The sequence below is a fragment of the Nocardiopsis sp. NPDC055551 genome (genome assembly GCF_053619415.1).
This window is the reverse complement of the sequence record NZ_JBSHJJ010000012.1, coordinates 1-25719: the sequence shown is the minus strand read 5'-3', so window position 1 is coordinate 25719 and position 25719 is coordinate 1. Positions and strand designations below refer to the sequence as shown.

The 25719-nt window shown below is 65.6% G+C and carries 23 protein-coding genes and 3 pseudogenes; 16 read left to right on the top strand and 10 right to left on the bottom strand.

From position 1 onward, the window contains the following. Positions 1-223 precede the first annotated feature (223 nt). From ACWGSK_RS21005 to ACWGSK_RS20955, 11 genes are all read left to right on the top strand, one after another. Positions 224-1342: an ABC transporter permease gene (locus tag ACWGSK_RS21005; RefSeq protein WP_452456531.1), complete on the top strand. Its 1119-nt coding sequence runs from the start codon at positions 224-226 to the stop codon at positions 1340-1342. After that, a complete protein-coding gene (locus ACWGSK_RS21000) occupies positions 1339-2046 on the top strand; it encodes an ABC transporter ATP-binding protein (protein ID WP_452456530.1) in 708 nt (235 codons plus the stop codon). Before ACWGSK_RS21005 ends, ACWGSK_RS21000 begins: the two co-directional genes overlap by 4 nt. A 14-nt stretch (positions 2047-2060) precedes the next feature. Beyond that, entirely contained in the window at positions 2061-2657 is a 597-nt protein-coding gene (locus tag ACWGSK_RS20995; RefSeq protein WP_452456529.1) for a TetR/AcrR family transcriptional regulator, read from the top strand. 344 nt (positions 2658-3001) lie between these two features. Continuing rightward, entirely contained in the window at positions 3002-3961 is a 960-nt protein-coding gene (gene ccsB, locus ACWGSK_RS20990; RefSeq protein WP_452456609.1) for a c-type cytochrome biogenesis protein CcsB, read from the top strand. A gap of 701 nt (positions 3962-4662) precedes the next feature. Beyond that, complete coding sequence (locus ACWGSK_RS20985) at positions 4663-4989, top strand: hypothetical protein (RefSeq protein WP_452456528.1); 327 nt, start codon at positions 4663-4665, stop codon at positions 4987-4989. 24 nt (positions 4990-5013) lie between these two features. Further along, positions 5014-6657, top strand: coding sequence for an alpha/beta hydrolase (locus tag ACWGSK_RS20980; protein WP_452456527.1), 1644 nt, complete (start codon positions 5014-5016; stop codon positions 6655-6657). 100 nt (positions 6658-6757) lie between these two features. Then, positions 6758-7171, top strand: a complete 414-nt coding sequence (locus tag ACWGSK_RS20975) for a hypothetical protein (RefSeq protein WP_190318397.1) — start codon at positions 6758-6760, stop codon at positions 7169-7171. 61 nt (positions 7172-7232) lie between these two features. Continuing rightward, positions 7233-7694, top strand: coding sequence for an alpha/beta hydrolase (locus ACWGSK_RS20970; RefSeq protein WP_452456526.1), 462 nt, complete (start codon positions 7233-7235; stop codon positions 7692-7694). A gap of 100 nt (positions 7695-7794) precedes the next feature. Beyond that, positions 7795-8208, top strand: coding sequence for a hypothetical protein (locus ACWGSK_RS20965; protein ID WP_452456525.1), 414 nt, complete (start codon positions 7795-7797; stop codon positions 8206-8208). Positions 8209-8269: 61 nt separating this feature from the next. Then, a complete protein-coding gene (locus ACWGSK_RS20960; RefSeq protein WP_452456524.1) occupies positions 8270-8731 on the top strand; it encodes an alpha/beta hydrolase in 462 nt (153 codons plus the stop codon). Between the two features lie 13 nt (positions 8732-8744). Further along, positions 8745-9245 (top strand): hypothetical protein, encoded by a 501-nt coding sequence (locus tag ACWGSK_RS20955; protein ID WP_452456523.1) that lies wholly within the window; start codon positions 8745-8747, stop codon positions 9243-9245. A 299-nt stretch (positions 9246-9544) separates the two neighbouring features. Here the strand turns inward: ACWGSK_RS20955 and ACWGSK_RS20950 are convergent, their stop codons facing one another. Together ACWGSK_RS20950 and ACWGSK_RS20945 are read right to left on the bottom strand one after the other, a co-directional pair. Continuing rightward, positions 9545-11038: a tyrosine-type recombinase/integrase gene (locus ACWGSK_RS20950; protein WP_452456522.1), complete on the bottom strand. Its 1494-nt coding sequence runs from the start codon at positions 11036-11038 to the stop codon at positions 9545-9547. Then, on the bottom strand, positions 11039-11239 hold the full coding sequence (locus ACWGSK_RS20945; RefSeq protein WP_452456608.1) for a helix-turn-helix transcriptional regulator: 201 nt from the start codon (positions 11237-11239) through the stop codon (positions 11039-11041). Between the two features lie 1484 nt (positions 11240-12723). On the opposite strand from ACWGSK_RS20945, the pseudogene ACWGSK_RS20940 reads away from it, so the two are divergent. Further along, positions 12724-13071: pseudogene (locus ACWGSK_RS20940) on the top strand (transposase family protein); the annotation flags it as partial. A 208-nt stretch (positions 13072-13279) separates the two neighbouring features. Here ACWGSK_RS20940 and ACWGSK_RS20935 read toward each other — a convergent pair. The 6 genes and pseudogenes from ACWGSK_RS20935 to ACWGSK_RS20910 all read right to left on the bottom strand — a co-directional run. Further along, a pseudogene (locus ACWGSK_RS20935) lies at positions 13280-13426 on the bottom strand (IS5/IS1182 family transposase); the annotation flags it as partial. Between the two features lie 124 nt (positions 13427-13550). Next, on the bottom strand, positions 13551-14165 hold the full coding sequence (locus tag ACWGSK_RS20930; protein ID WP_452456521.1) for a hypothetical protein: 615 nt from the start codon (positions 14163-14165) through the stop codon (positions 13551-13553). Between the two features lie 228 nt (positions 14166-14393). Further along, positions 14394-15605 carry an MFS transporter gene (locus tag ACWGSK_RS20925; RefSeq protein WP_358508300.1) on the bottom strand — a complete coding sequence of 404 codons (1212 nt, stop codon included), beginning with the start codon at positions 15603-15605 and terminating at the stop codon, positions 14394-14396. A 752-nt stretch (positions 15606-16357) separates the two neighbouring features. Next, complete coding sequence (locus ACWGSK_RS20920) at positions 16358-18718, bottom strand: FtsX-like permease family protein (protein ID WP_452456520.1); 2361 nt, start codon at positions 18716-18718, stop codon at positions 16358-16360. Further along, positions 18715-19455, bottom strand: a complete 741-nt coding sequence (locus ACWGSK_RS20915; RefSeq protein ID WP_358508304.1) for an ABC transporter ATP-binding protein — start codon at positions 19453-19455, stop codon at positions 18715-18717. Before ACWGSK_RS20915 ends, ACWGSK_RS20920 begins: the two co-directional genes overlap by 4 nt. Then, complete coding sequence (locus tag ACWGSK_RS20910; RefSeq protein ID WP_358508306.1) at positions 19452-19979, bottom strand: PadR family transcriptional regulator; 528 nt, start codon at positions 19977-19979, stop codon at positions 19452-19454. Before ACWGSK_RS20910 ends, ACWGSK_RS20915 begins: the two co-directional genes overlap by 4 nt. A gap of 226 nt (positions 19980-20205) precedes the next feature. Between ACWGSK_RS20910 and ACWGSK_RS20905 the strand changes: the two are divergent. The 4 genes and pseudogenes from ACWGSK_RS20905 to ACWGSK_RS20890 all read left to right on the top strand — a co-directional run. After that, positions 20206-20355, top strand: a pseudogene (locus ACWGSK_RS20905) (cell division ATP-binding protein FtsE); the annotation flags it as partial. A gap of 92 nt (positions 20356-20447) precedes the next feature. Then, entirely contained in the window at positions 20448-21359 is a 912-nt protein-coding gene (ftsX, locus tag ACWGSK_RS20900) for a permease-like cell division protein FtsX (protein ID WP_358508308.1), read from the top strand. A gap of 505 nt (positions 21360-21864) precedes the next feature. Continuing rightward, complete coding sequence (locus tag ACWGSK_RS20895) at positions 21865-22566, top strand: AAA family ATPase (RefSeq protein ID WP_358508309.1); 702 nt, start codon at positions 21865-21867, stop codon at positions 22564-22566. Between the two features lie 212 nt (positions 22567-22778). Then, positions 22779-23435 carry a LysR substrate-binding domain-containing protein gene (locus ACWGSK_RS20890; RefSeq protein ID WP_452456519.1) on the top strand — a complete coding sequence of 219 codons (657 nt, stop codon included), beginning with the start codon at positions 22779-22781 and terminating at the stop codon, positions 23433-23435. A gap of 83 nt (positions 23436-23518) precedes the next feature. On the opposite strand, the gene ACWGSK_RS20885 is transcribed toward ACWGSK_RS20890, so the two are convergent. After that, positions 23519-24601 carry an NAD(P)-dependent alcohol dehydrogenase gene (locus tag ACWGSK_RS20885; RefSeq protein WP_452456518.1) on the bottom strand — a complete coding sequence of 361 codons (1083 nt, stop codon included), beginning with the start codon at positions 24599-24601 and terminating at the stop codon, positions 23519-23521. 335 nt (positions 24602-24936) lie between these two features. Continuing rightward, complete coding sequence (locus tag ACWGSK_RS20880) at positions 24937-25554, bottom strand: hypothetical protein (RefSeq protein ID WP_358508312.1); 618 nt, start codon at positions 25552-25554, stop codon at positions 24937-24939. Positions 25555-25719: the final 165 nt, after the last annotated feature.

The following is a 25719-nucleotide window of genomic DNA, read 5'->3' as shown; positions in this document are numbered from 1 at the left end:
ATATCCCTCGCAGGGGCGTTGAAGACCCGTGCACCCCTCGGGGCGCGGCCATCGCTCTTCGGTGACGTGCGAGCTCTGGCCAGCCCACCGCCCAGGATCCAACGAACGCGCCCTGAGGTACCCCCCGAAACTCTTCCCGACGCCCCGTCGGTATATTTACCGACGTGGCGTCGGCAAGTGACGCCCTCACATGCACGCAGAGAGGTCCGACATGTTTCTAGCCATGCGCGAACTGTGGTTCGCGCGTTCCCGCTTCGGACTGATGGGGGGAGTCGTCTCCCTGATCGCGGTGCTGATGGTGCTGTTGTCGGGGCTGTCCTCGGGCCTTGTGGAGGACGGGGTGTCCGGTCTCCAGCGCCTTCCCGTTCACAGCTTCGCCTTCGACGAGGAAACAGAGGTCAGTTCCTCCTTCTCCCGCAGCCGTGTGGACGAGGAGCAGCTCCAGGAGTGGCGTGAGCAGCCCGATGTCGCTGAGGCCGCGCTCTTCGGCAACCTGCTCGTCAACGCCCGCAGCGACAACGACGTGCCCATCGACCTGGCCCTCTTCGGTGTGGAGGAGGACTCCTTCCTCGCTCCGCAGGCCCACGAAGGCGACGACCTGGGGCAGCGCGACGGTCTGGTCGTCTCCCAGAGCGCGATCGAGGCCGGCATCACCCTGGGCGATGTCCTGACCGTGGACCGGTTGGGCACCGAACTGGAAGTCGTCGGATCCTTGGAGGACAAACACACCTACGGCCACGTCGACATCGCCTACCTGCCTCTGGAGACCTGGCAGGAGATCTACGCCGGTGTCACTCCCGAGCAGGAAGCCGATCCCGCCGTCTACACCGAAGCTACCGCCGTGGCCCTGCGCGCGGAATCCGGTGAGGAAATCGACCACTCCGCAGGCGACAGCGCCGCCGGAACCATGAGCCTGCCACTGGAGGAGACCTTCGCCGCCTCTCCCGGATACAGCGCGGAGACTTCGACCCTGGACCTGATCAAGGCCTTCCTGTACGCGATCTCCGCGTTGGTCATCGGTGCCTTCTTCACCGTCTGGACGATCCAGCGCAAGCACGAGCTGGCCGTGCTGCGCGCGATGGGCGCCTCCACCGGCTACCTCGTGCGCGACGGCCTTGGACAGGCGCTGGTCATCCTGGTCGTGTTCTGTGCCCTCGGGCTCGGTGTGGGCATGGGAACCGGTTCCCTGATCACCGGTTCAGGGGTGCCCTTCCTCCTGGAGGGGGCCGCGGTCGCGACGGCGGTGGTCCTGCTGATCGTTCTCGGACTGTTCGGCGCGATGGCCGCAATCATCCGTATTTCCTCGATCGACCCTCTGGCTGCCCTGGGAGGACAGCGATGACCATCACCACAGCATCCAACGCAGAACCCACCGATAGGAACGCCGAGGGACTCCTTCTCGAAGGCGTGACCCTGCGCTTGGGCGATGGGGACACCACCGTCACCGCCCTGGACGACGTGTCCATCGCCGTGCGCCCCGGTGAGCTGGTCGCGGTGGTCGGCCCCTCGGGCGCCGGTAAGTCCAGCCTGCTCGCCGTCGCCGGCGCCCTCACGGTGCCCGACTCCGGCATCGTCCGTGCCAACGGCAAGGACATCACCGCCTTGTCCAAGCGGGCCCGAGCACGCTTGCGCCGCGACCACATCGGTTTCGTGTTCCAGTCGGGAAACCTGCTCGGAGCCCTCACCGCCGCCGATCAGTTGCGCATGATGTCCCACCTTGGTCGAGGGGGCGGAAAGCGCGACCCCCAGCGGCTCCTGGAAGAGGTCGGCATGGGTGACAAGGCGAACCGGCGGCCTCATCAGCTCTCCGGTGGGGAGCGCCAGCGGGTTGGAATCGCCCGCGCTCTGATGGGCGAGCCCGGGGTCCTGCTCGTGGACGAGCCCACGGCGGCGCTGGACCGTGCCCGCAGTCACGAGATCGTCCGGTTGCTCGCGCAGGAGACCAAACGCTCCGGTGTGGCTACGATGATGGTCACCCACGACCACGATGTCCTGGAGTACTGCGACCGGATCGTGCAGATGACGGACGGTCGTCTATCGGAATGAGCACGGAGGGGCTCTTGCCTCGGATCACAGCGGCCACGCTCGCTGACCACCAGGCCAACCAGCGTCGGGCCGTGCTCGACGCGGCGCGGGAGATCTTGGCCGAGGTCGGCGGCGGTGCCCTGTCCCTGAGCAAGGTCGCCGCCCGGGTCGGCCTGGCGCGCTCCAGCCTCTACCAGTACTTCGACTCCCGCCAAGATCTGCTCGACGCACTGGTCGAGGACCTGTTCCCCCGCTGGTTGCAACTGGTGACCGGCGCGATGGACGGGGAACCGTCCCCGGCCCTGCGCGTGCTCGCCTACGCCAACGCCAACCTGCGGTTGGTAGCCGACGGAGAGCACGCGGTGGCCGGAGCGCTGGCCGCCGCCTCGCCCGGAGCGGACTTCGCCGAGCGCAGCCGCGTGATGCACGACCAACTCTCGGCCCCTCTGACCGAGGCGCTGGAAGCTCTGGGAGTCCCGAACCCGTCGGCCACCGCGGAACTGGTCAACGCCGTAGTCCACAAGGCTTCGCGCATGATCGAGTCCGGTATCTCCCTGGAGGACACCTCGGCGAGGGTCGAAGAAATCCTCCGCCCCTTCCTCACGGCCCAGGAGAACCGGCACAGTTCCTGAGTTCGCTCTTTTCGGGCCTACCGGCCCGGGAAGGCGCCAGGATCGACCGTGATCCTTTGAGCCCGTGCGGAGCCCTCTTGTTCCTACCACCGTACAAAAGCACCTTTTCCTATTGACGGCCCTGGGGTGGCTCTGCCGTCCACAGAATCCTGTCTTCCCGGACTGATCGTCGCCGACCGCTAGGAGCAGCAGCGTGTCAGGCATGCCCCGAACGGACCTGTTCCCAAGGTTTCGGGCTGCACGCCGAACCCCGGGTCTTCTCCCCTTCGACTTGCGCCGTGCCCGAAACCACCGAAAAGGAAAATGATGTGAACAGCGAAAGCCCCGATCAAATCGCACAGAGCATGGCCTCGGCCAGCGACACCCTGATCATCGCCATGGTGGTGACGTACGCGGTCGCCCTACTCCTCTTCGCCTTGGAGGCTGCCTTCGGCCGACGCACCGAAATCTCAGGAAGCCGGCTCTGGGGTCGAAGGACGCTCCGCTCAGAGCAGGAGAACCGACCCTTGGATGTGATCACCACCGAACGCGCCGAACAAAAGACCACCGCACCCAGGAACGCCCTGGGGCGTTTGGCCCTGGCCATCACCGGAGCGGGTTTCCTACTCACTCTGGCGCAGGTCGTCACCCGGGGACTCGCCGCGGGGCGCTGGCCTTGGGGCAACATGTTCGAGTTCGTCGTCACTCTCTGCCTGGTAGCCGTCGGAGGGCTCCTGTACGCCTCCTGGAGATACCGGGCCCGTTTTCTGGGCGTGTTCGTGCTAGTACCGGTGCTGATCCTGTTGGGCATCGGCGTCCGCTGGCTGTACGTCGACCCGGGACCGCTGATCCCAGCGCTGCAGTCCTACTGGGTACCGATCCACGTCCTCGCCGTGAACATCGCGGGTGGCGCCTCCATGGTCTCGGGGGCGGCCGGAGTCACCTATCTCCTCTCGCACCGGGCTGAGACGAAGCGTGCCCGAGGCGAGAAGGTCGCCGGGATCGCGGGCCGCCTGCCCAGCCCCGAACTGTTGGACCGCATCTCGCACCGGTTCATCCTGTTCGCGTTCCCGCTGTGGACATTCGGCATCATCGCCGGTTCGATCTGGGCGGACGAAGCCTGGGGCCGTTTCTGGGGCTGGGACCCCAAGGAGGTCTGGTCGTTCATCTCCTGGGTCATCTACGCCGCTTACCTGCACGCGCGGGCGACCGGCGGATGGCGCGGGCCCAAGGCGACGTGGATCAACGTGCTGGGCTTCGCTACCGTCCTGTTCAACTTCTTCGCGGTGAACTACATGTTCAGTGGCCTGCACTCCTACGCCTGAGGAAACCGGGAGGGCTCTTCGCCTCGGGAAGACACACCTGCGGCGAAAGGCCCTTCCTTTCGGTGTTTTGTGCCGGGTGTGATGGAGGGTCATCGGCACGGCCGAGCCCTGAGGAGGTTGAGCGGGTTCTTCGACCGACCGCTACACCAACAGGAGGATTCACGGCCTCCCCAACAGCCAGTACAACTGAAACCGTTGCTAGCTGGTAGAGCACGCACTGCAAGGGCACGAGAGCCATCCTCCGAAAACCTCGCCCTTAACCATCGGACGCTTCCCCCGCTTGCGTGCTCCGTTCGTGCTCCGCAGTTTTGGACCGGGACGTCACCGGGCGGAACGCCATGACACAGAACGGTATCCGGATTCGGATGGCGTGGGACGGAACGGTACGTAGCGACACGTGACGGTACGCGACCATAGAACTTCTAATCCGACGGTCGCAGGTTCGAATCCTGCCGGGTGCGCCACAAAACCCCAAGTCAGACGGGGTAAGCGAGGACCTCGAACGAGGTCCTCGCGGCGTTTGGGGGCGACGTGTGCTCCTCGTGTGCTCCCCAGTACAAGGTGAGTGCAGGTGGGGGTCGACCTCGCGGAGCCATGGCCGTTTCCGGACAGCAGTAAACACCGTTTCGCCCTGAATCGTGGCTGCTACGTACGGTAACGTCCTGGTTGCTCCCTCACGCCTTGAACCAGTAGGAATCCCTATGTCCACCTCCACCGGGGTCAACCCCATCGAAGCGATGAACGAAGCCGAACAGGCCGAGGAACTCGCCATCCGCACCATCTCAGCGGCCCCCGCCCTCGAAGACATCACCGATGAACTCAAAGAAGCCGTCTCCTCCTACGTCGCCTCCGGCGTAGAGAGCTTTGAGATCAAGACCTTCGACAACATCAGCCAACTCGCCCAGAACTCCGTGAACCTCGCCCAAGACGTACAAGGAGCCGACCTGGAGATCGCGGCCACCGATCACGAGGCCTCGGACGAGTTCCGCGACGGCCTGGACCTGCTGGACATCCCCGTCAACTTCTGACCCCGACCAGATGAGCACACCGACATGACGACTGGATCCGCCCCCGTGCTGGGGCTTCCCGGCGACATCGACGCCGACCCCGCCACCATCCGCAGCGGCGCCGAAGCCTTGGTCGAGCTGCGTCTGTCCCTCACCGGACAAACCGAGGAGACCGACGCCGGGTTTCGTAGCAGCGCGGGCGAGTTCACCGATCTTGTGGCCTGGGACATCACCTCGGCCGCCGCCGACGAACTCATCCTGTGGGAGGACACCACGCGGGATCTGACCTACGGGGCCGCCACCTTGAAACAGTGGGCCCAGGACATCGAGGACTACCGGGCTAAGCGCACCAACCTCGAGGACAGGTTCAACACGGCCATCACTGAATCCGCAGAAGCCCTGGGTGACCCCTTTGCTGTGGCCAAACCCCTCGATAGGACCAAGGAACTCCTTCTGGAAGAACACCAGGGTTACTGGAACACCCTGATGGACCAGGCCGAGGAAACCTCCGACTCCCTGCGGAACGGACCCTCCGCAGATGCCTTGGCGCGCATGGCCCAAACCGGGCTGTTGACCGGCACCCAGCTCTCCTACTTCGGCGACAACTACCCCGGCATGTTCCTCGACGATCTTCCCAGCCCGGACGATCACCCCTCCACCGTCAACACCTGGTGGCACTCCCTGGACGAATCCGAACAACAACAGGTCATGGAGGATCACCCCGACCTCCTGCGCGACCTGGACGGGGTCCCCACCACCATCCGCGACCAACTCAACCGGGACCACCTGGACGAGGAGATCGAACGGTTGGAGGAAGAGATCGAGGACATCGAACAAGAGCGCGCAGAGGCCGTTGAAATCATCGGTGGTTCCGATGGTGATGGAGATGAGAACGTCTACATCCCCCCGACCGACCCGGCCAAGCTCCGAGAAGAACTCAATACGCTGACCAGGCTGCACGGGGACCTCAACGCCGAAGGCGCCGACAGATACCTGCTCGCCCTCGACCCCAACGATCGCGGGCGAGCCATCGTGTCCAACGGCAACCCCGACACCGCCGACAACGTCGCCACCCTCGTCCCAGGCACCACCACCACCTGGCAAAGCATCGACGCCCAAATGGGCCGAGCGAACTCGCTCATGGAGTCCGCGAACGACGCAGCGGAGAACGATGAACATGCCGTGATCAGCTGGATCGGCTACGACGCTCCCAACTTCGCCGAGGCGGCTGGAACCGGGCGCGCCGAGGGTGCGGTCGATGAGCTGAGCCGGTTCCAGGACGGTCTTCGTGCCACCCACGAGAACACCACGCGCTCGAACAACACCGTCATCGGGCACAGCTACGGCTCCACTGTCGTCGGACACACCGCTCAGAGCGAGGCTGGCCTCAACGCCGACGAGATCGTCCTGGTAGGCAGCCCCGGCACGAACGCCCAGCACGCGTCCGAACTCGGGTTCCTCCCTGAGAACGTACACGCCTCAACAGCGAAGAACGACGGAATCACCGGCCTCACCGATCTGACACACGGCGCCGACCCCACCAGCCCCGAATTCGGAGCAACCGTGTTCGAATCCGACGAGGGCAGCGAAGGAGGCCAATGGCCACTCGGAGCCGCCCACTCGGAATACTTTAAGGATGGTTCGCTCTCTCTGAAATACATGGGAGAAGTCATCGCTGCAGAACACTAGAATGATTATGAAAATGAACCGACTAAAGATTACGGCCTGTGCCACCCTGGCCTCCCTCACATTTACAGCCTGCAGTACCGAACCCGGACAGAGAGCAACGATGGAAGAAACAATTACTCAAGACGAAGCCGCCGACAAGGTCAAGGAGCACATTGATGGAGTGATGTCCTCACTCCCAGACGAAGCCGAACTCGAAACACGGCAAGGCATGAATTATGCTTCCTGCGACGATCCAACTGATGGTGGACCGAAGGACCGAGTTACCGTCAGCGAAAGACTATGGATCCGGGGGCTCCCAAGCGAGGAGAACGAGTCCAACATCGAACTAATGCACGACTACTGGGCCAATAACGGATATCAGGTAATTCACGATCTACGTCCAGACGAGCTGTTCGTGACCGTGGAAAATGAAACAGACGCTTTCAACGTATCCGTCCAAGTCAGCGACGAGGGCAGCCTCTCGATTGGCGCTTCTTCCCCTTGCGTGTGGCCAGAGGGAACTCCAAAGCCCTGAGGATGATTGCGCCCGGCCGGGCACGCTCTTGGCCGGGGAACTCCCTGCACTGCAGATAACGATGGCCGAGACGCTCACGACCGCGACCGTGTCCAACGACAATCCCGACACCGCCGACAACGACGCCACCCTCGCGCCAGATGCCACGACCACCTGGCAGAGCACCGATACCCACATGGGCCGAGCGAACTGGCTTGTGGATACTGCCAACGAGGCGGACGATAACGCCGACGAGATCGTCCTCGTGGGCAACTCTGGTACGAACGCCCAGCACGCGTCCGAACTCGGGTTCCTCCCCGAGAACGTGCACGCCTCAACAGCGAAGAACGACGGAATCACCAGCCTCACCGATCTGACACACGGCACCGGCCCCACCAACCCCGAATTCGGAGCAACTGTGTTCGACTCCGATGAGGGCAGCGAAGGAGGCCAGTGGCTGCTTGAGGACGCCCACTCAGAATACTTCCAAGAAGGTAATGATTCATTGGAGTACATGGGTGAAGCCATCGCTGGAAAACGCTAGGACGCCTAAAATGATGAACCAATGGAAAGCGGTGGCATGCACCACCTTGACCGCCCTTGTTTTGACTGGCTGCAACACCGGATTCGGACAGAGAGCAGACATGGAAGAAACGATCACCCAGGACGAAGCCGCCGAGAAGATCGAACAACACGTAACCGACGCCGTAGCTGCTCTACCTGACACTGTTGAACTCGAACCCCTCGGACCGGTCGCCTTCGCCTCCTGCGACGATCCCACAGACGGCGGCCCTAAAGACCGAGTCACGGTCAGTCAGAGGCAGTGGCTAACTGGTCTTCCCGCAGAGGACAATGAACAGAACGTCGATTTGCTTTACGATTACTGGGTCAGCAACGGCTACCGTGTGATCCACGATCTACGCCCAGATGAACTGTTCGTGACTGCAGAAAGTGAAACAGACGCTTTCAACGTATCCGTTCAAGCCAGTGACGAGGGAAGCCTCTCGATTGGCGCTTCTTCCCCTTGCGTGTGGCCAGAGGGAACTCCAAAGCCCTGAGGATGATTGCGCCCGGCCGGGCACGCTCTTGGCCGGGGAACTCCCTGCACTGCAGATAACGATGGCCGAGACGCTCACGACCGCGACCGTGTCCAACGACAATCCCGACACCGCCGACAACGACGCCACCCTCGCGCCAGATGCCACGACCACCTGGCAGAGCACCGATACCCACATGGGCCGAGCGAACTGGCTTGTGGATACTGCCAACGAGGCGGACGATAACGCCGACGAGATCGTCCTCGTGGGCAACTCTGGTACGAGCGCTCAGCACGCGTCCGAACTCCGGTTCCCTCCTGCGAACGTGCACGCCACAACAGCGAAGAACGACGGAATCACCAGCCTCACCGATCTGACACACGGCACCGGCCCCACCAGCCCCGAATTCGGAGCAACCGTGTTCGAATCCAACGAGGGCAGCGAAGGAGGCCAGTGGCTGCTTGAGGACGCCCACTCAAAATACTTCCACGAGGACACCGCCTCCTTGGAGCACATGGGCGAAATCATCGTCGGCCAGCACTGACTAGGGAACAAACATGACACTGACATCACGACTGGTCTGCGTTGTCACCCTCGGGCTGGCTCTGAGCGCGTGTGGATCGACACAGGATGGAAACACCGAGATGAACGAGTCCATGACCCAAGGCGAGGCCGCCACAAAGGTCCAGGAACACATCGACGGTACTCTCACCGCACTTCCTGACGAAGCCGAACTTGAGACGAGGCGCGGTACCCTCTTCGCTGCCTGTGACGACCCCACAGACGGCGGATCAAGGGACCGAGTCACAGTCAGTGAGACCTTCTGGGTTCGCGGACTGCGGGTCGAGGATAACGAGACAAACGTCGACCTGGTACTCGAGTACTGGAACAGTAACGGCTACGAGGTTGTGCGGGACAGACGACCAGAGAAGACATCGATATCGGTTAATCACGCTGAGGACTCATTCAGTGTCTCCGTGCGTATAAGCGATGATGGAAGTTTCTCTCTCGCTGCCAGTTCTCCTTGCGTGTGGGCCGAGGGCACCCCGAACCCCTGAAAATTTTTGCACCTGTCCCGAAATTACCCTCTGTCCAGCAATAGATTCTGAAGACTTCCCATTCCTCTTATCCGAAAGATTCGCACCCACATCGAAACAGGAAATATATAAGGACGGCCAGGACAACCACCAGCACAGAATCATAGGGCTGGAGATACAGAAAAACCTCGACCAGCCCTTTGATCCGATGGTCCATCGGCCCCAGACATGAGGAAACCCCAGGCCAGGACGGGTGAACCCGTATCCTCACCTGGGGCCTGTGGCCCTTGTGGGGCTCCTGGTGTGCTCGGCGGTACCGGCTACCGCACCGGGACCAAACCACTCACCGGCGCCGAGGTTCCGCGCAGCAAAGCGGCGGTGGCTTCGGCCGCTGCTTTGGCCACCTCGGGAAACACCGTCTGGTAAGTGTCCTGCGTGAAATGGGTGGTGGAGTGGCCCAACTCGGCAGAGACCACCTTCACGTCCGTTCCCGCTGCCAGAGCCATCGAGGCGGCCCCGTGCCGGAGCCCGTGCAACGTGATCGGCGGCAACCCGGCCGCCCGTGCGATGCGGGTAAACCAGTCACTCACATGCGAGGGGTGCCACCCCTGCCCGTCTTGTCGGGTGAACACCAACCCCGAATCCGACCACTCCGCCCCGGCCTTGAGCCGGGCTTGGTTTTGGAACTTCTTCCAGCCCCGCAACACCTTGACGGTGTCGGCATCCAAGGTGATGGTGCGCTGGCCCGCCTCGCTCTTGGGCGTGGAGGTGAAGGTTTGCCAGGACAGTTGCACCACCTGGGTGCGGATATCGGCCTCTCCATCGGTGAGGCGGGTGTTGGACCAGGGCAGGCCGACCGCTTCGCCTCGACGCAATCCTTTGACGGCGATCAGGTGGAACAGCGGGTGCAACCACACGTACTTCCGCGCGTGCGTAAGAAAGCGCCTGGTTTGTTCCGGGGTCCACACCATCACCTCCCCCGGAATGCCCCCGTCCTTCTCCCACTGACGAACCCGACCCGGGGTCCACACCAACGGTTTCTTCCTCAGACATGACGGCAACCTCGCGTGGGAGGCGGCGTTGATGTTCACCACCTCTTCGGGGTTACGTACCGCGTCCGACAGGGCGCTACGCAGCGTGGCGCGGATCCGGTGCTTGGTGGACAACGAGATCACCCGCTGGTTACGGACCGAGGCCCGCACCTTCTCATCCTCGGGTTCCCGACATTCCATGATGCGGACGTTGCTCTCTTCGATCGCGTCGAACATCGCCTCGACCTGGCGTGAAGTGAGCCGGTCCAACCGCACCTTGCCCAAGTGCGGGATCAGATATTTGCGGATGTGCCCCTGGTAGGAAGCCCGTGTTCCCTTGGCCAGGTCCGGCTTGGCCTGGATCCACGCCTTCAGGTAGGCCCCCACGGTGGGGGCTTCTTTGCGCACATCAGCCCCCGTCCCTAGACGCTTGCGCACCTCCTCAACCGAAGGAAACCGGGTGCGGGCCTTAAGGGCGTTTTGGATCAGGTCCGCGATCTGCACCTCCAGATCCTGCTCGCCCTGGGCCAGGTCCAGCAGAGCTTTGAGATGGTCCAGCACCTCCCACGCCCGTTCCTGGCTGTCCAGTCCGGTGCGACGGGCCTGACGGCGCCGGCCCTGGCTGGTGCGGGGTAGTTCGAGTTGGTACCCCCAGTCCCCGTGTCGGGGGTTGAACGCCCCGCCCTGGCGGCGCAGCTTCGGACACCGCACCCCCAACGCCCGACCGGAGTTCTCATCCCTGCACCCGCAGCGTTTGAACACTCGTCCCTGATGAGAAGCCATCTACGACTCCCCCTCCTTATGGTGATCACCGCGCGCACCACACCCGCCGCACCCACCCGAGGTGGAGGGCGTGGATAGGCCCAGGTGGGCCAGAATCCCCGCGGTCGGGATCCTCCAGGACCTGCCGGTCCGGTGAACCGGCACGGGCAAGGAACCTTCCCGTAGGAGTCGGTAGGTGGTGGTGCGACCCAACCCGAGCATCCGCCCGGCCGCGACCGGGTCCAACACCACCGGCAACGAACCCACCTCGTCCAAACGGACCGGAACATCCGACCTCACCTGACCCACCTCCCCACCACCTCTGATCTGCACGTTTGCGATGCGCGGCCCCGCACGGTGCGGGGCACCACGCATCCACGCTCGACCTCGCCGAGGTGGTCAAGCGGATTCACCAACAACCCCACCGGACTTTCCCTCCCACGCTGATCCATCAGCCGATACGGGCGTTATGTCGTTTTCACTGGTCAGGGCCGCCAGCGCCTCCGTGAGCCCTGAACCCCGGGTTCGCCCTGGGTTGACGGGGCCGGGGGTGTTCGGGGCGGTGTGGGGGCGCTGGCGGCCCCACACCGCCCCACCGTCCGGGCAGAACGACAACCGCCCGGCCCGCCGCCCCATCGCAGCCCCGGAGGCAAAGTGCCACCCTCGCCACACGCTCACCCCCACGCCAGTGCTCCTCCTCCGGTTTTCTCCCTCACCCAGTAAGAGAGCCGCCCCCACACCAGGATTTCGACACCGCGCACTGAACCGGTGGAGGGGAACAAGTCAGAAGAACGGGACGAGCGGCCCTGGCAGACGTTAAACGGCGGGAGGTCCCGGCAAGCTCAGGCATCCCCTCCTGCGAACGCCGCGCTCCTCTCGACCAGGCCGCACCGGCGAGCAGCGGATCCACCCCCGGCCCATCAGCTGTGGCCCACCTCAGTCACTGCTGCCTGCGCGCCTCACGGCGGCGCACCAGACCATTTGGCTGAGGCCGGGGCATGCTCGGCGCACACCCGCACGATCACTCCTTTGATCCGAACCACAATTTCTAATAGCCACCCAGATCCGAACAATGGTTTTAGCAGAGTTAATGAATAGCAGTTTTATAAGTAATAATAAAAGGCGAGCAGGGGGCAGAGGGCGGGCTAGAGCGGGAGCAAGGGACAGCGGGCTGGCGGGGCGGCCGACCCGCCAGCAGGCCGGGCCCGCCGCCCCTACGTGAAGATGACTACCTACTGGGTATAAGTCTGGATTCGTGAGTCACGCTCACGTGGGCTTTTACCTGCAAGGATGCGAGTTTTCAGCCCGGTGGTGCCACTGGGGGCGCTGGCGTAGTCACAGGCATAGTCACAGGCAGGGCGATGCGCGTAGTCACAGGCGTAGTCACAGGAGCCCCCCGTTGCCCCCTCCCCACCTCGAGAAGAGAGGACCGCACAAGAAAGGCCTCCTCTAATTCACAGAGAATCCCTTTATCGCCAGCTCAATCTTCCACAGCACATCGGGGCCGATCAGCACACCCCGAGCACGCGCATCGAGCCCGCAGCATCCCGATCCCCACACCCTCTCCACGCCTCCATTCTCCAGGGCTCGTTCAAGTTCCTGGATCACGCAGTTCATCCGATTTGACCTGGAACGATACACACAAAAGCAGGCACGGAACCCGAGATCATGAAGGTGTCTAAGCCACATGATCACGAAAGTCTGCCGTGCCTGCCCGCCCATCTTCGCCGATCCCGGCCGTGCTCGCCAAACTCGGCCCCCTGGACCCCGAGTCCATCACCGACCTGCGCCCCTACCTGGACACCGTTCCCGACCCACGCTCCCCACGGGGACGCTGGCACGCCCTGACCTGCATCCTGCTCGTGTGCGCGTGCGCCATCATCTCCGGCGCCAAGAGCATCGACGAACTCGCCGAGTGGGGCCAACGCGCACACCTCAGTGTCCTGGCCGCACTCGGAGCACGACCCCACCCCCTGGCCTGGCGTCGCTCACCTTCGGCACCCACCATCGACCGCGTGCTGGCACGCATCGACGGTGACGCGCTCGATGCCGCCATCGGTGCCTACCTCGCCGACCGACACCAGGCCACCGCTGACCAGGCCGAAGGCGAGGACACCCCGAGGCCGAGGCGGCCCGCGATCGCCCTGGACGGCAAAGCACTCAAAGGCTCAGCCCGCCTGGGGCAACGCTGCCGCCACCTGCTTTCCGCCATCACCCACTACCGCCCCGTCACCCTCGCCCAGGCCGAGGTGGGCGCCAAGACAGGTGGACCAGGACCAGCAGGGCCTGTTGCGCGGGGTCCAGGCGCCGCCATCGGGAACCGGTGTTCTTGCGGTGGGCGCGGATGGTGCGGGCGGACAGGTTCAAGGTCCGGCGTGACAACGGCAGCGCGGAACGGTGGAACCGCATCGGAGCCCTTGGTGTGGGAGGTTTTCTTGGTCGTTAAACCACCTTCCAGGGGCTTCTTGCTTTCAGGGGTGCTCCCGCATGGTCGGCACACGGCTGTGAACAGTGCCTTCAGGATGAAAAAGGCTCAGTACAGGAGGTTGTACGTAATGGCCTCGGTCAGCGCGATACCGAAGAGCACAACGACGATGCCCGGGTAGAGACGGATATTGTCTCTGATGCCGGCTCGGTACCCTGCCCAAGCCGACGGGAGCTCGCGCCGCCGGTAACCGAAGGTCGACTTCCAAAGGACGACGGACCCCAGCATCGCCAGGACATAGGCCTGGAACTCGATCACGAGAACAGGGGAACTGGCGATGACCGCGATCGCCTCTTCAGGCGACGTAGGGGAGAACGGAATACCGATATAGACGGCACGCCATACCGTCGCGGCCACGCCGAAGAAGGGAACCACGATCGAAGGCAGGGTCGTCGTCAGCAGAGCGGCGAACAGGAGGTTCGCAAGGAACGTCAACAGCGTTGTTGTCACGATGTCGCCGCTCTCATAAGCATCGACGACCATGGACGCGCCCGGCGCATCGAGGAAGCCTTCGATGTTCTTGAGCCCCCACTCATACATCCCGGGGATGAGAGGGGTCACGATCATCGTCGCAGCGAGGGTACCGTAGACGACCACGTTGAGAAGAAGGTACGTCCTCCAGTTCTCGCTTAGCACGGTTCGGAAGTTTACGTACATCCGCATGGACTTATTTCCTAACATGTGATGGACGCGAATCGTTGAACTGTCATTTGACCGTGATGGTGAAGCCAATCGCTCCCTTCTGCTTCCCGTTGTCATCACGGGCCATGGCCAGGCGGGCCTGTGTCAGTGGGGAAATCGCGCCCACTACGGAAAGGGGCGTGCGCTCGGGTACGCCTCGGAAAGAAGTCCGAGTGACCGCCCGCCGCAGATCATGAGTTCCACGGTGCGTCAGTCCCTGCCCTGACCCAAGCGGCGAAGGCGCGGGGTCAGCAGTGCGCCGAGGGCCGCGAGAATCCACAGCGTCGCGAGAGCGGTCGTCGCCAGGGGCAGTCCGCTGACCTCGATGAGCAGGGCGGCAATACCGATGCCCCCTGCGGGGACCAATGTCATGATGGCGTTCTGCGCGCCCAGTACTGTGCCGCGTTGGGAGTCGTCGACGTTCTCGATGAACGCGAGTCCGATCACGGCGTTCATCGAGCCGCCACCGAGGCCGACGATCGCCGCCCCGGCGAAGATCGACCACACCGGGCCGAGGATGCCGATGATGGAGAAGCCCACCGCGACGAGGACGAGACCGGTGATGAACCAAACGCGGTGCGGGATTCGATGGCCGAAAGCCGCGAAGCATCCGCCGCCGACCAACAAGCCGGCCGCGAGTGCGCTGAGCACGAATCCGACGAACCGGGGCTCGTCTTGGAAAGCGAAGTGGACCGGGATCACCATGCCCTGCGTCGCGGCCAGCACGATGGCCAGGGCCATTCCCAGCAGGACCAGTCCGCGCAGCAATGGTGACCGGACGATGACCCCCAAGCCGTGGAACATGGACCTCGCGGGCTGTGTGGTGGAGGGCTCCGTGTGATCACGGGATAGCACAGTCGCGCGCTTGGGGACGGCGACCGTGAGCAGGGCCGCCGCCGCTGCCAGGCCGGAGGTGATCCATAGCACTGTGACCGGCTCGAAAGCGGAGACCAGGATCCCTGCGATGGCCGGGCCGAGCAGCAGTGAGACCCCGGCCAACGACTCCCGCAGTCCGATGAGTCGCGAGGGGTCCATCGCGGCGGCCTTTGCGATCGCTGGCAGCATCGCCTCCCGTGCGGTGATGCCCGGTACGTCTCCGAACGAGTTCAGAATGGCCACGGCGACGAACCAGCCCAGGCTCAGCCCGCTCGTGAGATCAACGATCGGCAGGATCAGCAGCGCCACCGCCGAGATGACGTCGGAGAGGATGGCGGCAGTGCGACGGTTGATCCGGTCGACGAGCGAGCCCATGAGCAGTCCCGCGAGGGCCGCGGGCACCGCGGCGGCGATCGCCACGACACCCGCGCTCAATGGACTGCCGGTGGTGAACAGCACCACTAGGGGCAGAGCGATCGCGGTGATCGAGTTGCCCAACAACGAGGTGCCGAAGGAAGTCAGGTAGAAGAAGATGATCCGTTTCACGGGACAAGCTCAAACTATGACGTCGCGTCGGGGTCAAGTCCGTGCCGGCGCTGTTCACAACGAGGTCTCGGTTCGGGGCCGAAGACGGAACCACTGATGGCGCTGAGGGCGCCGACCTCTCCTGGACTCATGTTTCGGGGGTAGACGAAAAGCGCCCCGACTTCGCACTGAGCTGCTACACGACCAGACTCCAGTGCTCAGCCCCAAGCCTCCTCGTGCAAGAGGCAGCGAAGGGACTTCTCAGAAGTGGCGGGTTGACATGTCTTTGGACTGACCGGGGCATCGGACCTTTGATCCGATGGTCCACACCCCCTCGACGCGAGGGATTTCCAGGCCAGGTGGGGTGCGCCTTCAGCATCGTCTGTGTTTGAAGGCCTTGTGGGGGCTCCTGGTGTGCTCCCCTGAACCGGCTACCGCAACGGGGCCAGGTCGCTCACCTCAGACTGAGCCGCCGCACCGCGTAGCAGCACGGTGGTCTCCCCGGCCTCCGCCGCCTCGCACCCGCCCCGGCGGCCCGCTTCCTCGAACCACCCCGATCCCGGTGGTCCTCGACGGCCGTTGCCCGGGGGCGGGCCAGGGCCGCACGATTGACCTTGATCGTCACGACCAGAGCATGCCACGGCTCCGCAGTGAAACTTCACCCGCTTTCACGCACCGACTCGTCAGGGCCGGCACCGGCCCTCCCGCCAGAAGGGCCCGGACTCAGGCGGTGGGTCAGAGGTCCGCCCGGAACAGCGGATCCACCGGATCACTCACTCCCAGCGCAACCCCTCCGGGCGCATGGTCCTCAGGAGCGGGGGCAAGGCCAGCAGGGTGGTCAGGACGGCCACCCCCGCACCAGCGCCGATGATGGTCAGGATCTCCGTTGGGACGAAGGCCACGGGGAGCCCCACCAATCGCTGAATCAGGGCTCCCAGAGCCATCCCGACCACCGTGGCCAGTGCGATGCCCAGGAGTACGGGAAGCACGGTCTGCCACAGCACCGATGCCACCAGGGTGCGTCGCCGGGCGCCGAAGGCGGTGAGCACCGCGTGCACCCTCCTGCGCTCGCGGATCTGCTCGACCGTGCCCACAACCAGTCCGGCGGCGATCACGGTGAGGGCGGCGAGAGCTCCGGCTGTGAGCGCGTCACGCATCCTGACCATGGTGGGGAGGGTCGCGCTGGCGAACGGGACCTGCACCCGGGCCGTCGGATCCAGAGCCGCGACGGCGGCCTTGAGCTCTTCCTCCATTCCGGAAGCGGACGGGTCGACCCGCATCCAGAGCGAGCCCGGTACCGCGATCCCCTCGGGCAGTGTGGCCGCCTCCGGAGTGGCGAGCACGGCGTCCTTCGCCGTGTGCCCCGACCCGTACCAGGGGTGCTCGACCAGGGGTCCGTCGAACTCGGTGAACTCGGGCACGGTCCAGGGGGCCGCGTTCACCTCGTCGCCGCCCCCGACCATGAGCGTCCCACCGGGTTCCAGCCCCGGTACCCCGCTGAAGGCGTCCCCTGGGGAGCACTCGGGCAGGTCGGCCATCAGCCGCAGGGAGGGGCACTCGGCGACGAGGACGCGGACCTCGGAGCCGTCGTCGGTGACGCCGTTCACCCCGCTGTAGGCCAGGACCTCCTCCACCCCCCGCACCTCCGCCACGGCACCGGTGGGGTCGCTCCCGACCGGGACCGACCGCAGGTCGGTCTGGAGCTGGAACCCGGACGCACCGAACTCCTGAGCCGCGTACACCTCCTCGATGGTCTCCGCGAGCTCCACCGTGGAATCGTCCCAGGCGTTCGCGAACAGGCTCTGCAAAGCGATGGCGCCCGCCACGGTCACCACGATCCCGTTGACCGCGCGGGTGGGCCCACCGCCCGCCGCTCCCAGACGGCGCAGGGCCAATTGAAGGGAGAGGGGACCGCCCGAGGCACGACCGAAGAACCGGTCGACCAACCAGGGCAGCACGGCCGTCGTGCCGAACAGGGCGGCCAGGAGCCCGACCGACACCATCGGGACCCACTGGCCTCCGGAGGGGCTGAGACGCATGCTCAAAACGATGAGGGAGATTCCCAGCACGAACAGGAGCAGTCGCCACCACAGTCTGGGACGCGGCCGCTCGGCCCGACGTACGGCGCCCAACGGGTCGACCACCACACCGCGCAGGGAGCCGAGCACCACCCACAGGGCCAGGATCGGTACCGCGACGAACACCAAGGGGCCGAGCGCCGGGTGCGGTGTCACGTCGGCGGTGTACAACCCGGACGAGATCGGCACCGACTCCACGATCGGGCGCCCTGCGAGGAAGAACCCCACTCCGAGAGCCAGGCCGAGCGCGACCCCGGGGAGGGTCTCACCGGCAGCGATACGCCGTGTGGTCCCGCGGTCGGCGCCCATCAGTCGCAGCGCCGAAAGGCGCCTGTCACGCTGCTCGCCGCCGAAGCGCACCGCCGCGCCGAGGAAGACCACCACGGGGGTGAGCATGACGACCACTCCCACCGCGCCGAGCAGCATGATGATGGGTTCGTGCCCGCCGGGGCTCGGCTCCCCGCCGTAGCCGGTGATCCGGTTCCCGGCGGTGTCCAGGGCCAGTTCCCCGTCACCGAGGTAGAAGGCCAGTTCGTGCGGTCCCATCAGGCCCTCGGGGCCGATCTCTCCAACGACGGTGTGGTCGAACCTGCGCTGGAGTACCTCGTTCTCCGGGTCATCGAGGAGCTCGGCCATGGCCGGGGAGAGCACGATCTCCCCGGGTCCGGGGAGATCGTCCACCCCCGGAGGGAGGGGAGGATCGGACCCCTCGGCCCGGACGATCCGTCCGTGGATCGGGTTTCCCTCGTAGTCGCTGTCGGCGAGGCTGAACAGCAGGGTGTCCTCGCCCGCTGGGGGTGCCGGGTACTCCGCTACCTGGTAGTCGAAGCGGTCCGCGTGCCGTTCGTTCAGGTGGGCCATGACGGTCGGCAGGGCAGCGGCCAGAAGCAGGGCGGCGGTGGCCACGCCCACCCCTATCGCCGTCAGTACGGTCCGCAGTACGACTTCCCCGCCACCTCGCAGGGAGAGCCGGGCGCCCAGCCAGAGGTCCTTGAGCAAGGACAGGCGGCCTCGCTCCTGCCAGACCTTCTCGGGGGTGTTTTCGCGAAGGCTCATCCGAGCCCTCCGACGTCACGGGTGCGGCCGTCCCGGACTATGACCTCACGGTCGGCGTAGGCGGCCACCCGGGGCTCGTGCGTCACCAGCACCACGGCGGCCCCGCTCTCCCTCGCGGCGTCGGTGAGCAGCCGGATCACCCGCTCCCCGTTGAGGGAGTCGAGGGCACCGGTCGGTTCGTCCGCGAACACCACCCGGGGGCGGGTGATCAGGGCCCGGGCCACCGCGACCCGCTGGCCCTGGCCACCCGAGCACTCACCCGGGGTCTTCCGGGCGACCTCGGCCACGTCCAGCCGCTCCAGCCAGTCGACGGCGGTGCGTTCGGCCAGGCGACGGGACTCCCCGCCCAACCGCAGGGGCAGCGCGACGTTCTCCACACAGGAGAGTTCGGGGACGAGTTGGCCGAACTGGAAGAGGAAGCCGAACTCGGTGCGGCGCAGGTCGCTGAGCCGGGAATCGGAAACCTCGGTGAGGTCGATCTCGCCGTAGCCGACACGGCCGCCGTCGGGCCGCACGATCCCGGCCAGGCAGTGCAGCAGGGTGGATTTTCCGGAGCCGGACGGGCCCATGACGGCCACGATCTCACCGGGGTACAGGCTCAGGGAGGCGTCCTCCAGAGCCTGGGTGAGGCCGAAGGACTTGCGCAGTCCCGAGCCGACGAGCAGCGGTTCCACGGTCTCCTCCGGGGTGCCGGCGCTCTCCGGGGCCGGTGTGGTTCGGGGGGCGGAGTGGGTCATCGGCTCCGGACCTCCCCGGCGAGGTCGTTCAGCCGGGCGGCGGTCAGTTCCAGCCAGCGCAGGTCGGCTTCGAGGTGGAACAGGGCGTGGTCGCAGATGAGCTGGTCGGAGAGGTCCCCGTCGGCCTTGCGGCGGGTGAGCACGCGCATCTGGCGCAGGTGCTCGGCGCGCTGGACGTCGAGGATGTCGTCGGCCGGGCGACCGGTGAGCAGGGCGAGCACGACCTTGGTGTACAGGATGCTCTGTAGGTAGGGCTCGGGGCTCTCCGGGCTGGAGAGCCACTTCTCGACGTCGGTGATCCCGGCGTCGGTCACGGTGTAGCGCTTGCGCTCGGGGCCCGCGCCGGGCTCCACCGAGTCCACCTCCACCAGCCCGTTCTTCAGGAGCCGGGACAGGGTGGCGTACACCTGCCCGTAGGCGAGCGGGCGCTTGGTGGCGAAGCGCTCGTCGTAGGCTCGCTTGAGGTCGTATCCGTGCTGGGGCCGGGTTTCCAACAGGCCCAGGAGTGTTTGTCCGAGTGACATGAGGCCGACTATACACTCTATGTATACTCCGAGTGCATAGTCATGGGTGCGGCATGGTTCCCGTGTGTGTCGGGCGGCTCGGCCCACCCGGTCGCCCTCAGCACCCCGCAGACCGGAGACACCACCACCCGCCGGCCCACCCACAGGTGGCCGAGAGCCGTCCCATCGATCGAGGGGAGGCGATCCCAACACGCTTCAATGCCGCCATGACACCCGGCACGGAACAGTGCCGGACCGCATCAACCGCACGGGAACGACCGTCGTCATGGCGACGCACGACGCCGCCATCGTCGACTCCACGCGCAAGCGTGTGATCGAGCTTGAGGAGGGCTTGGTAGTGCGCGACCAGATGAGTGGCGTCTACGGCCAGGCGTACCGACATCTGACTTGTTCGTCGCCAGGCGGTCGATCGGCGACCCCGAGACCACCGGCATGGCGAAGCCCCGAAGGATGGACCTTTAACAGATCATGCGAGCACAATTCGTTCTCTCCGAGACATGGATCGGCCTGCGTCGCAACCTGACGATGACCATCGCCGTCATCACGACGGTGGCCATCTCCCTCGCCTTGTTCGGCGCCGGTCTACTGGTCAACCAACAGGTCGCCGAGATGCGCGACTACTGGGACCAGCGGATCACGCTGACCATCTACATGTGCAACGACATCTCGCCGACCTCGGCCTGTCAAGAGAACGGCGCCGCGGGCGAGGGCGACCGTGAAGCCCTCGAAGACCGGCTCAGGTCGCTATCGGAGGTCGAGGACTTCCGCTACCTGACCGCGGCCGAGGCCTGGGCCGACTTCCAGGAGGGCGTCGGTTCCTCCAACGAGGCGCTCGCGGACGCCACGGAGGAGGGTGACATCCCGGACAACTACCGGGTACAGCTCACCGACCCGAACCACTACGACGCGGTGCGCGCGGCCGTGGACGGGGCCGACGGCGTCGACTCCGTCTCCAACGGCCAAGACGTTCTCGAACAGTTCTTCGGTCTGCTCGACGGTCTCAAGTGGGCCGCCCTGGTGGTCGCGGGCGTGCAGTTGGCCGCCGCCGCACTGCTGATCGGCAACACCATCCGGCTGTCGGCCTACAGCCGTCGTCGGGAGACCGGCATCATGCGTCTGGTCGGCGCGTCGAACTTCTACATCCAGCTGCCCTTCCTCCTCGAAGGAGCCATCGCCGGTTTCATCGGTGGTGTGATCGCGTCCGGGTTCATCGTGACCACCAGGTTCACGCTGCTCACCCAGATCGAGGAGTGGTTCCAGTTCGACGTGGCCTTGGGCACGGCATCGCTGCTGTCGGTCATCGGCGTCTCGATGGTCCTCGGTGTGCTCCTGTGCACCGTGACCTCGTTCCTCACCCTGCGCCGCTACCTGAAGGTCTGACGGGTCACCTCCGGACACAGGCGGACGCCGGGTGTCGGGTGCCGGGGAGCAGTTCACTCCAGTGAGGTGGAGAGCCGGGAAAGGGCCCGCCTTGGGAGGGAAGGGACGGGTGCCGTGGTCAGCCCAGGCGCGCGCCGCGTTCGGCGAGTGCCCGACGGACGTCGGCGGCTACGGCGTCCGTGTCCGGGCTCCGACGGCAGGCACGCGGCAAAGCCCCAGCGGCGGAGCGAAGCGGCGCTGCGGATCCTGGGCTTGGAATGAACGGGGGTGGAGAGCGCCGGGCCGGGCGCTGAGCCGAGACGCGCCTGAATCCACGCCTTGGGACACACCGCCCAGAGGGCTTCCTCGCGTACATCGGTCCCCGCCCCCAGACGCTTGCGCACCTCTGGTGTCTCCTGCGTTTCTCGGAATCGTCGTTGCCCGGTAGCGTCATGACATTGGTGAAGCGGCCACGGTGGGGCCGCGCCTCACCGACACGAAGGTCGGCTTTGAGGAGCTACCGAAGATGTTCCAAGGGCCGGCTCGGTATGTGCCCACGGCGAATGACGCGACAGTGCGCGGCGCGGTCTACCCCCGGCGGTCGCTGGTCCTGGTCGCCGGGGTACCCGGGGCCGGGAAGAGCACCCTGCTGCGGCGGCTGTTCGGACTCCGCGGAAACGAGGGCCGGACCGTGCTCACCGCGGAGGGTGTGCGGGTGATCGACTCGCTACAGTCGCGATACCACCTGGGAGCATTGCTCGGTCGGGTCCCCTACCCACTGTGGCGCTGGGTGGTGCACGTACTACACCTGGCCCGGATGGCCGCGGCGTTGCGTGGCGGCCCGGTGGTGGTGCACGAGTGCGGGACTCGAAGCCCGGTCCGCGTGCTGCTCGCCCTGCTCTGCCGACTCCGCCGATACGAGATGCACGTGTTGATGATCGACGCCACTCCGCAGGAGGCCCGGGAGGGGCAGAACACCCGAGGGCGGCGGGTGACCGAGCGCAGCCATCGGGCGCATTCGCGGCGCTGGCGCCGGCTGCGCGCCGCCACCCGGCACCGGCCGGCGGCGTTCGCGCCGGGCGCGCGCAGTGTGCTCGCACTCGACCGGCGCCGGGCGAGGGAGCTGGCCTGGATCCGATTCGGTCCCCGCGCGAATATCCGTTCCAAGGGAGTCGCTCAGTGGCAGGAGCTCATCCTCCCCGAACCAACGGAGGCGGTTTTCCGCTGACGCATCATTTTGATGCTGTTCGCCATCCTTTGGCGACGGGTGGCCGTAGTTCTTGACAGAGCCCGCGGCACAGAGCATGGGGAAGCACCGTGAGCGGCAGGACTCGGCTGATCAGCAGGACCGTACCTCTTGAGAGAGGTGCGGTCCTGCTCGTCGCCGCGGAGGTGCAGCCGAGTTGACCGGCACGGACACCGTTATCGATCGACTCGTGGGTGAGGATCACCGCGGCCGGGCGTCGGACACGGCGTGCCGGGGACTCGAAGCGGCCGCTCGTGCTCGTGACGAAGGCAGGGGCGTCTCATACGCTCTTGCGGCGGCTCCTCGACGCGATCGCGAGCGAACCCGACGCGGCACCGGTGGAGGTCCTCCTTTGTAAGGTCGGTGAGCAGGCCGGGCTGCTCCGCGACGGGCACGCCGACGTGGCACTCATGCACCGGCCCTTCGATGATCTCGCGGGGTTCGATACCGAGGATCTCTTGGTCGAGGGCCAGGTCGCGCTCCTTCCCTCGGGGCATCCGCTCGCCTCACACGATCGGCTCACGTTGGCGGAGGTCAGCGATGTACCGGATCTACCGATCGCTCGATGGCCCCGGCTCGACGGGTCCTACCCGGAGGGGCCCGGTCCGCAGGTGCGCACCCAGTCACAGCTCGCTCAGCTCGTGGCGCTCGGCAGGACGCTACTCGTCATCCCCGCCTCCAGTCGTGCCTGGCAGTGGCCCGATCACGTCGCTGTGCCGGTCATCGACGCTCCGAACGTCACCACGGTGATCGCGTGGCCGCCCAACAGCCGCTCACCGGCGGTCGCCTCACTCGTCCGCTCAGCGGCCGAGCTCCACGGCACCGCGCCGCCGCACAGCGCCCTTCAGTGAGAGGGAGCCTCACCGTGGACTCCTCTCGGTGAACCCGCTGCGTCCGGCGGAGGAAGGTGACGGCGTCGCCTTGGCGGAGGAGATCACCGAAGGCCCCCGGCCCTGACATCGAGTGGTCGGTCTCGGCGCAGGGTGGCGACGTCGATGACGAACCGGTAGCGCACATCCGAGGCCAGGACGCGCTCCCAGGCCTCGTTGACCTGGTCGACGGAGATGACCTCGACCTCTGGGACGATGCCGTGTTCGGCGCAGAAGTCCAGCATCTCCTGGGTCTGGGCGATCCCGCCGGTCTTGGACCCGGAGAGGGAACGCCGGTTGAGGATGAGACCGAACACGTTCACCGATGCCGGTTCGGACGGGACGCCCAAGTTCACGAGTGTGCCGTCCACCGCCAGCAGGTTCAGGTGGGCGTTCAGGTCGATGGAGGCGCCGGCCGTGTTGAGGACGAGGTCGAAGGTGCCGGCCAACAGCTCGAAGACGGCCGGGTCGTCGGTGGTGTGGTAGTGGGCGGCGCCGAACCTCAGGCCGTCCTCCCACTTCTTCAGGTTCTGGGAGAGCACCGACACCTCCGCTCCGAGAGCGTGGGCGATCTTGACCGCCATGTGCCCCAGACCGCCCAGGCCCACCACGGCGACCTTCGTGCCGGGGCCGGCGTTCCACTTGCGCAGTGGTGAGTAGGTGGTGATCCCCGCGCACAGTAGCGGCGCGGCCCTCTCGAACGGGATGGAGTCGGGGACGCGCAGCACGAAGTGCTCATCGACCACGATGCGCTCCGAATAGCCGCCCTGGGTCATCGAGCCGTCGCGATCGAGGCCCGCATAGGTGTCGGTGCATCCGAGCCGGCAGTACTGCTCTTGACCGGCCCGGCAGTCGGCGCACTCTCGGCAGGAGTCGACCATGCAGCCCACTCCGACTCGATCGCCGATCCGGTGTCGCGTGACCTGGGGCCCGACCGCGGCGACGGTGCCGACGATCTCGTGCCCGACGGTCAGCGGGTAGGGAACCTCGCCCCAGTCGCCTCGGGCCACGTGGATGTCGGTGTGACAGACACCGGCGTAGGCGATGTCGATGAGGAGGTCCCGGGGGCCGACTTCTCGGCGCTCGATGGTGCCCGGCGTCAGCGACGCGTTCGGCGAGGTGGCCGTGTAGGCACGCACGAGGGACATGGGTCTCCTTACGGGTTCATGACGAAGGCGCTGCGGCGGATAGGCGCTGGTGATCGCGCTCGGGTGGCCGGCACCGGGAAAAGTCAACCACCTGCGTCGCCGCAGGTGGAAGCAGTTGTCAGAACCCGTCAAGGGTGTGTCGGGGGCTTATCGGATGATCGATACCGACTCCGCCCCAAGAGAAAGGGGGGGACGACCTTCATCCCCCGTTGCTTCACGCGATCCGGCTGAGTGCCCTCGTTCTCGGCGGGGTCGGGTGGGTCACCTGTTCGACCGAACCGGTCGACCCGCCCCGACGTCTCCGCTCACCGGGCATGGGACCGCTGGGTGTTCCATCACCAGAAGTGGTCCACGAGGATCTTGGCGTCCTCGACCTGGTGCCCGTAACGGTCGGGGTAGGCCGAGCGCTGGACGTCCTGGGCGACGTCACCAAGGGGTGCCTCTTCCCAGCTGTTGTCCGGGTAGACGACCTCCAGCTCGTCGAAGAAGGCGTCGGTGGCCGTGGCCGGGTCGAGGCGGTCGTCCGAGGAACCGTAGTGGTCACGCTGCTGGTAGAGGCCGACGCTGTCGCGGTCGCCGCCGGTGAGGTTGTCCAGGTGGGTCTCGACGATGACCGTCGACATCGCGATGGCGGCCGCCTGCTCGTCGAGTCCGCGTTCCTTCGCGGTCTCCACGACCGCACGGGCACAGGAGGCACGGTGTCCGTCCATGCTGCCGGCCATGTCGTCGTTCAACTTGTCGTTGAGCTCTTCGGCGGCCGCCTTGTCGTCCTCGGTGTACTCCTCGCCGCTCTCCTCGGAGCTCAGCGCCACGCATCCCTTCTCAGGGTTGTCGGAGTCCTTGTTGTCCTCGGCGGAGGCGATGCTCGGGCCCCCAAGGAGGATCCCGCCGGTCAGGACCAGGCCCGTGGTTGCGGTAAACACACTCTTCGGTATCAGTTCGATAAAATTCATGAGTGCAACTTATGTGACGGTCAAGCACTTTGACCAGGCCTGTAGCCGCTCTGACCAGGTAAGAAAGAAAACACCGAGCCGGAGCAACCTTTCGGCCGGATCGCATGCGCGGCACATCCGCCCCGCATCGCCCGCCCCACAGCGGAAGCCGGGCCCGCGGTGCCT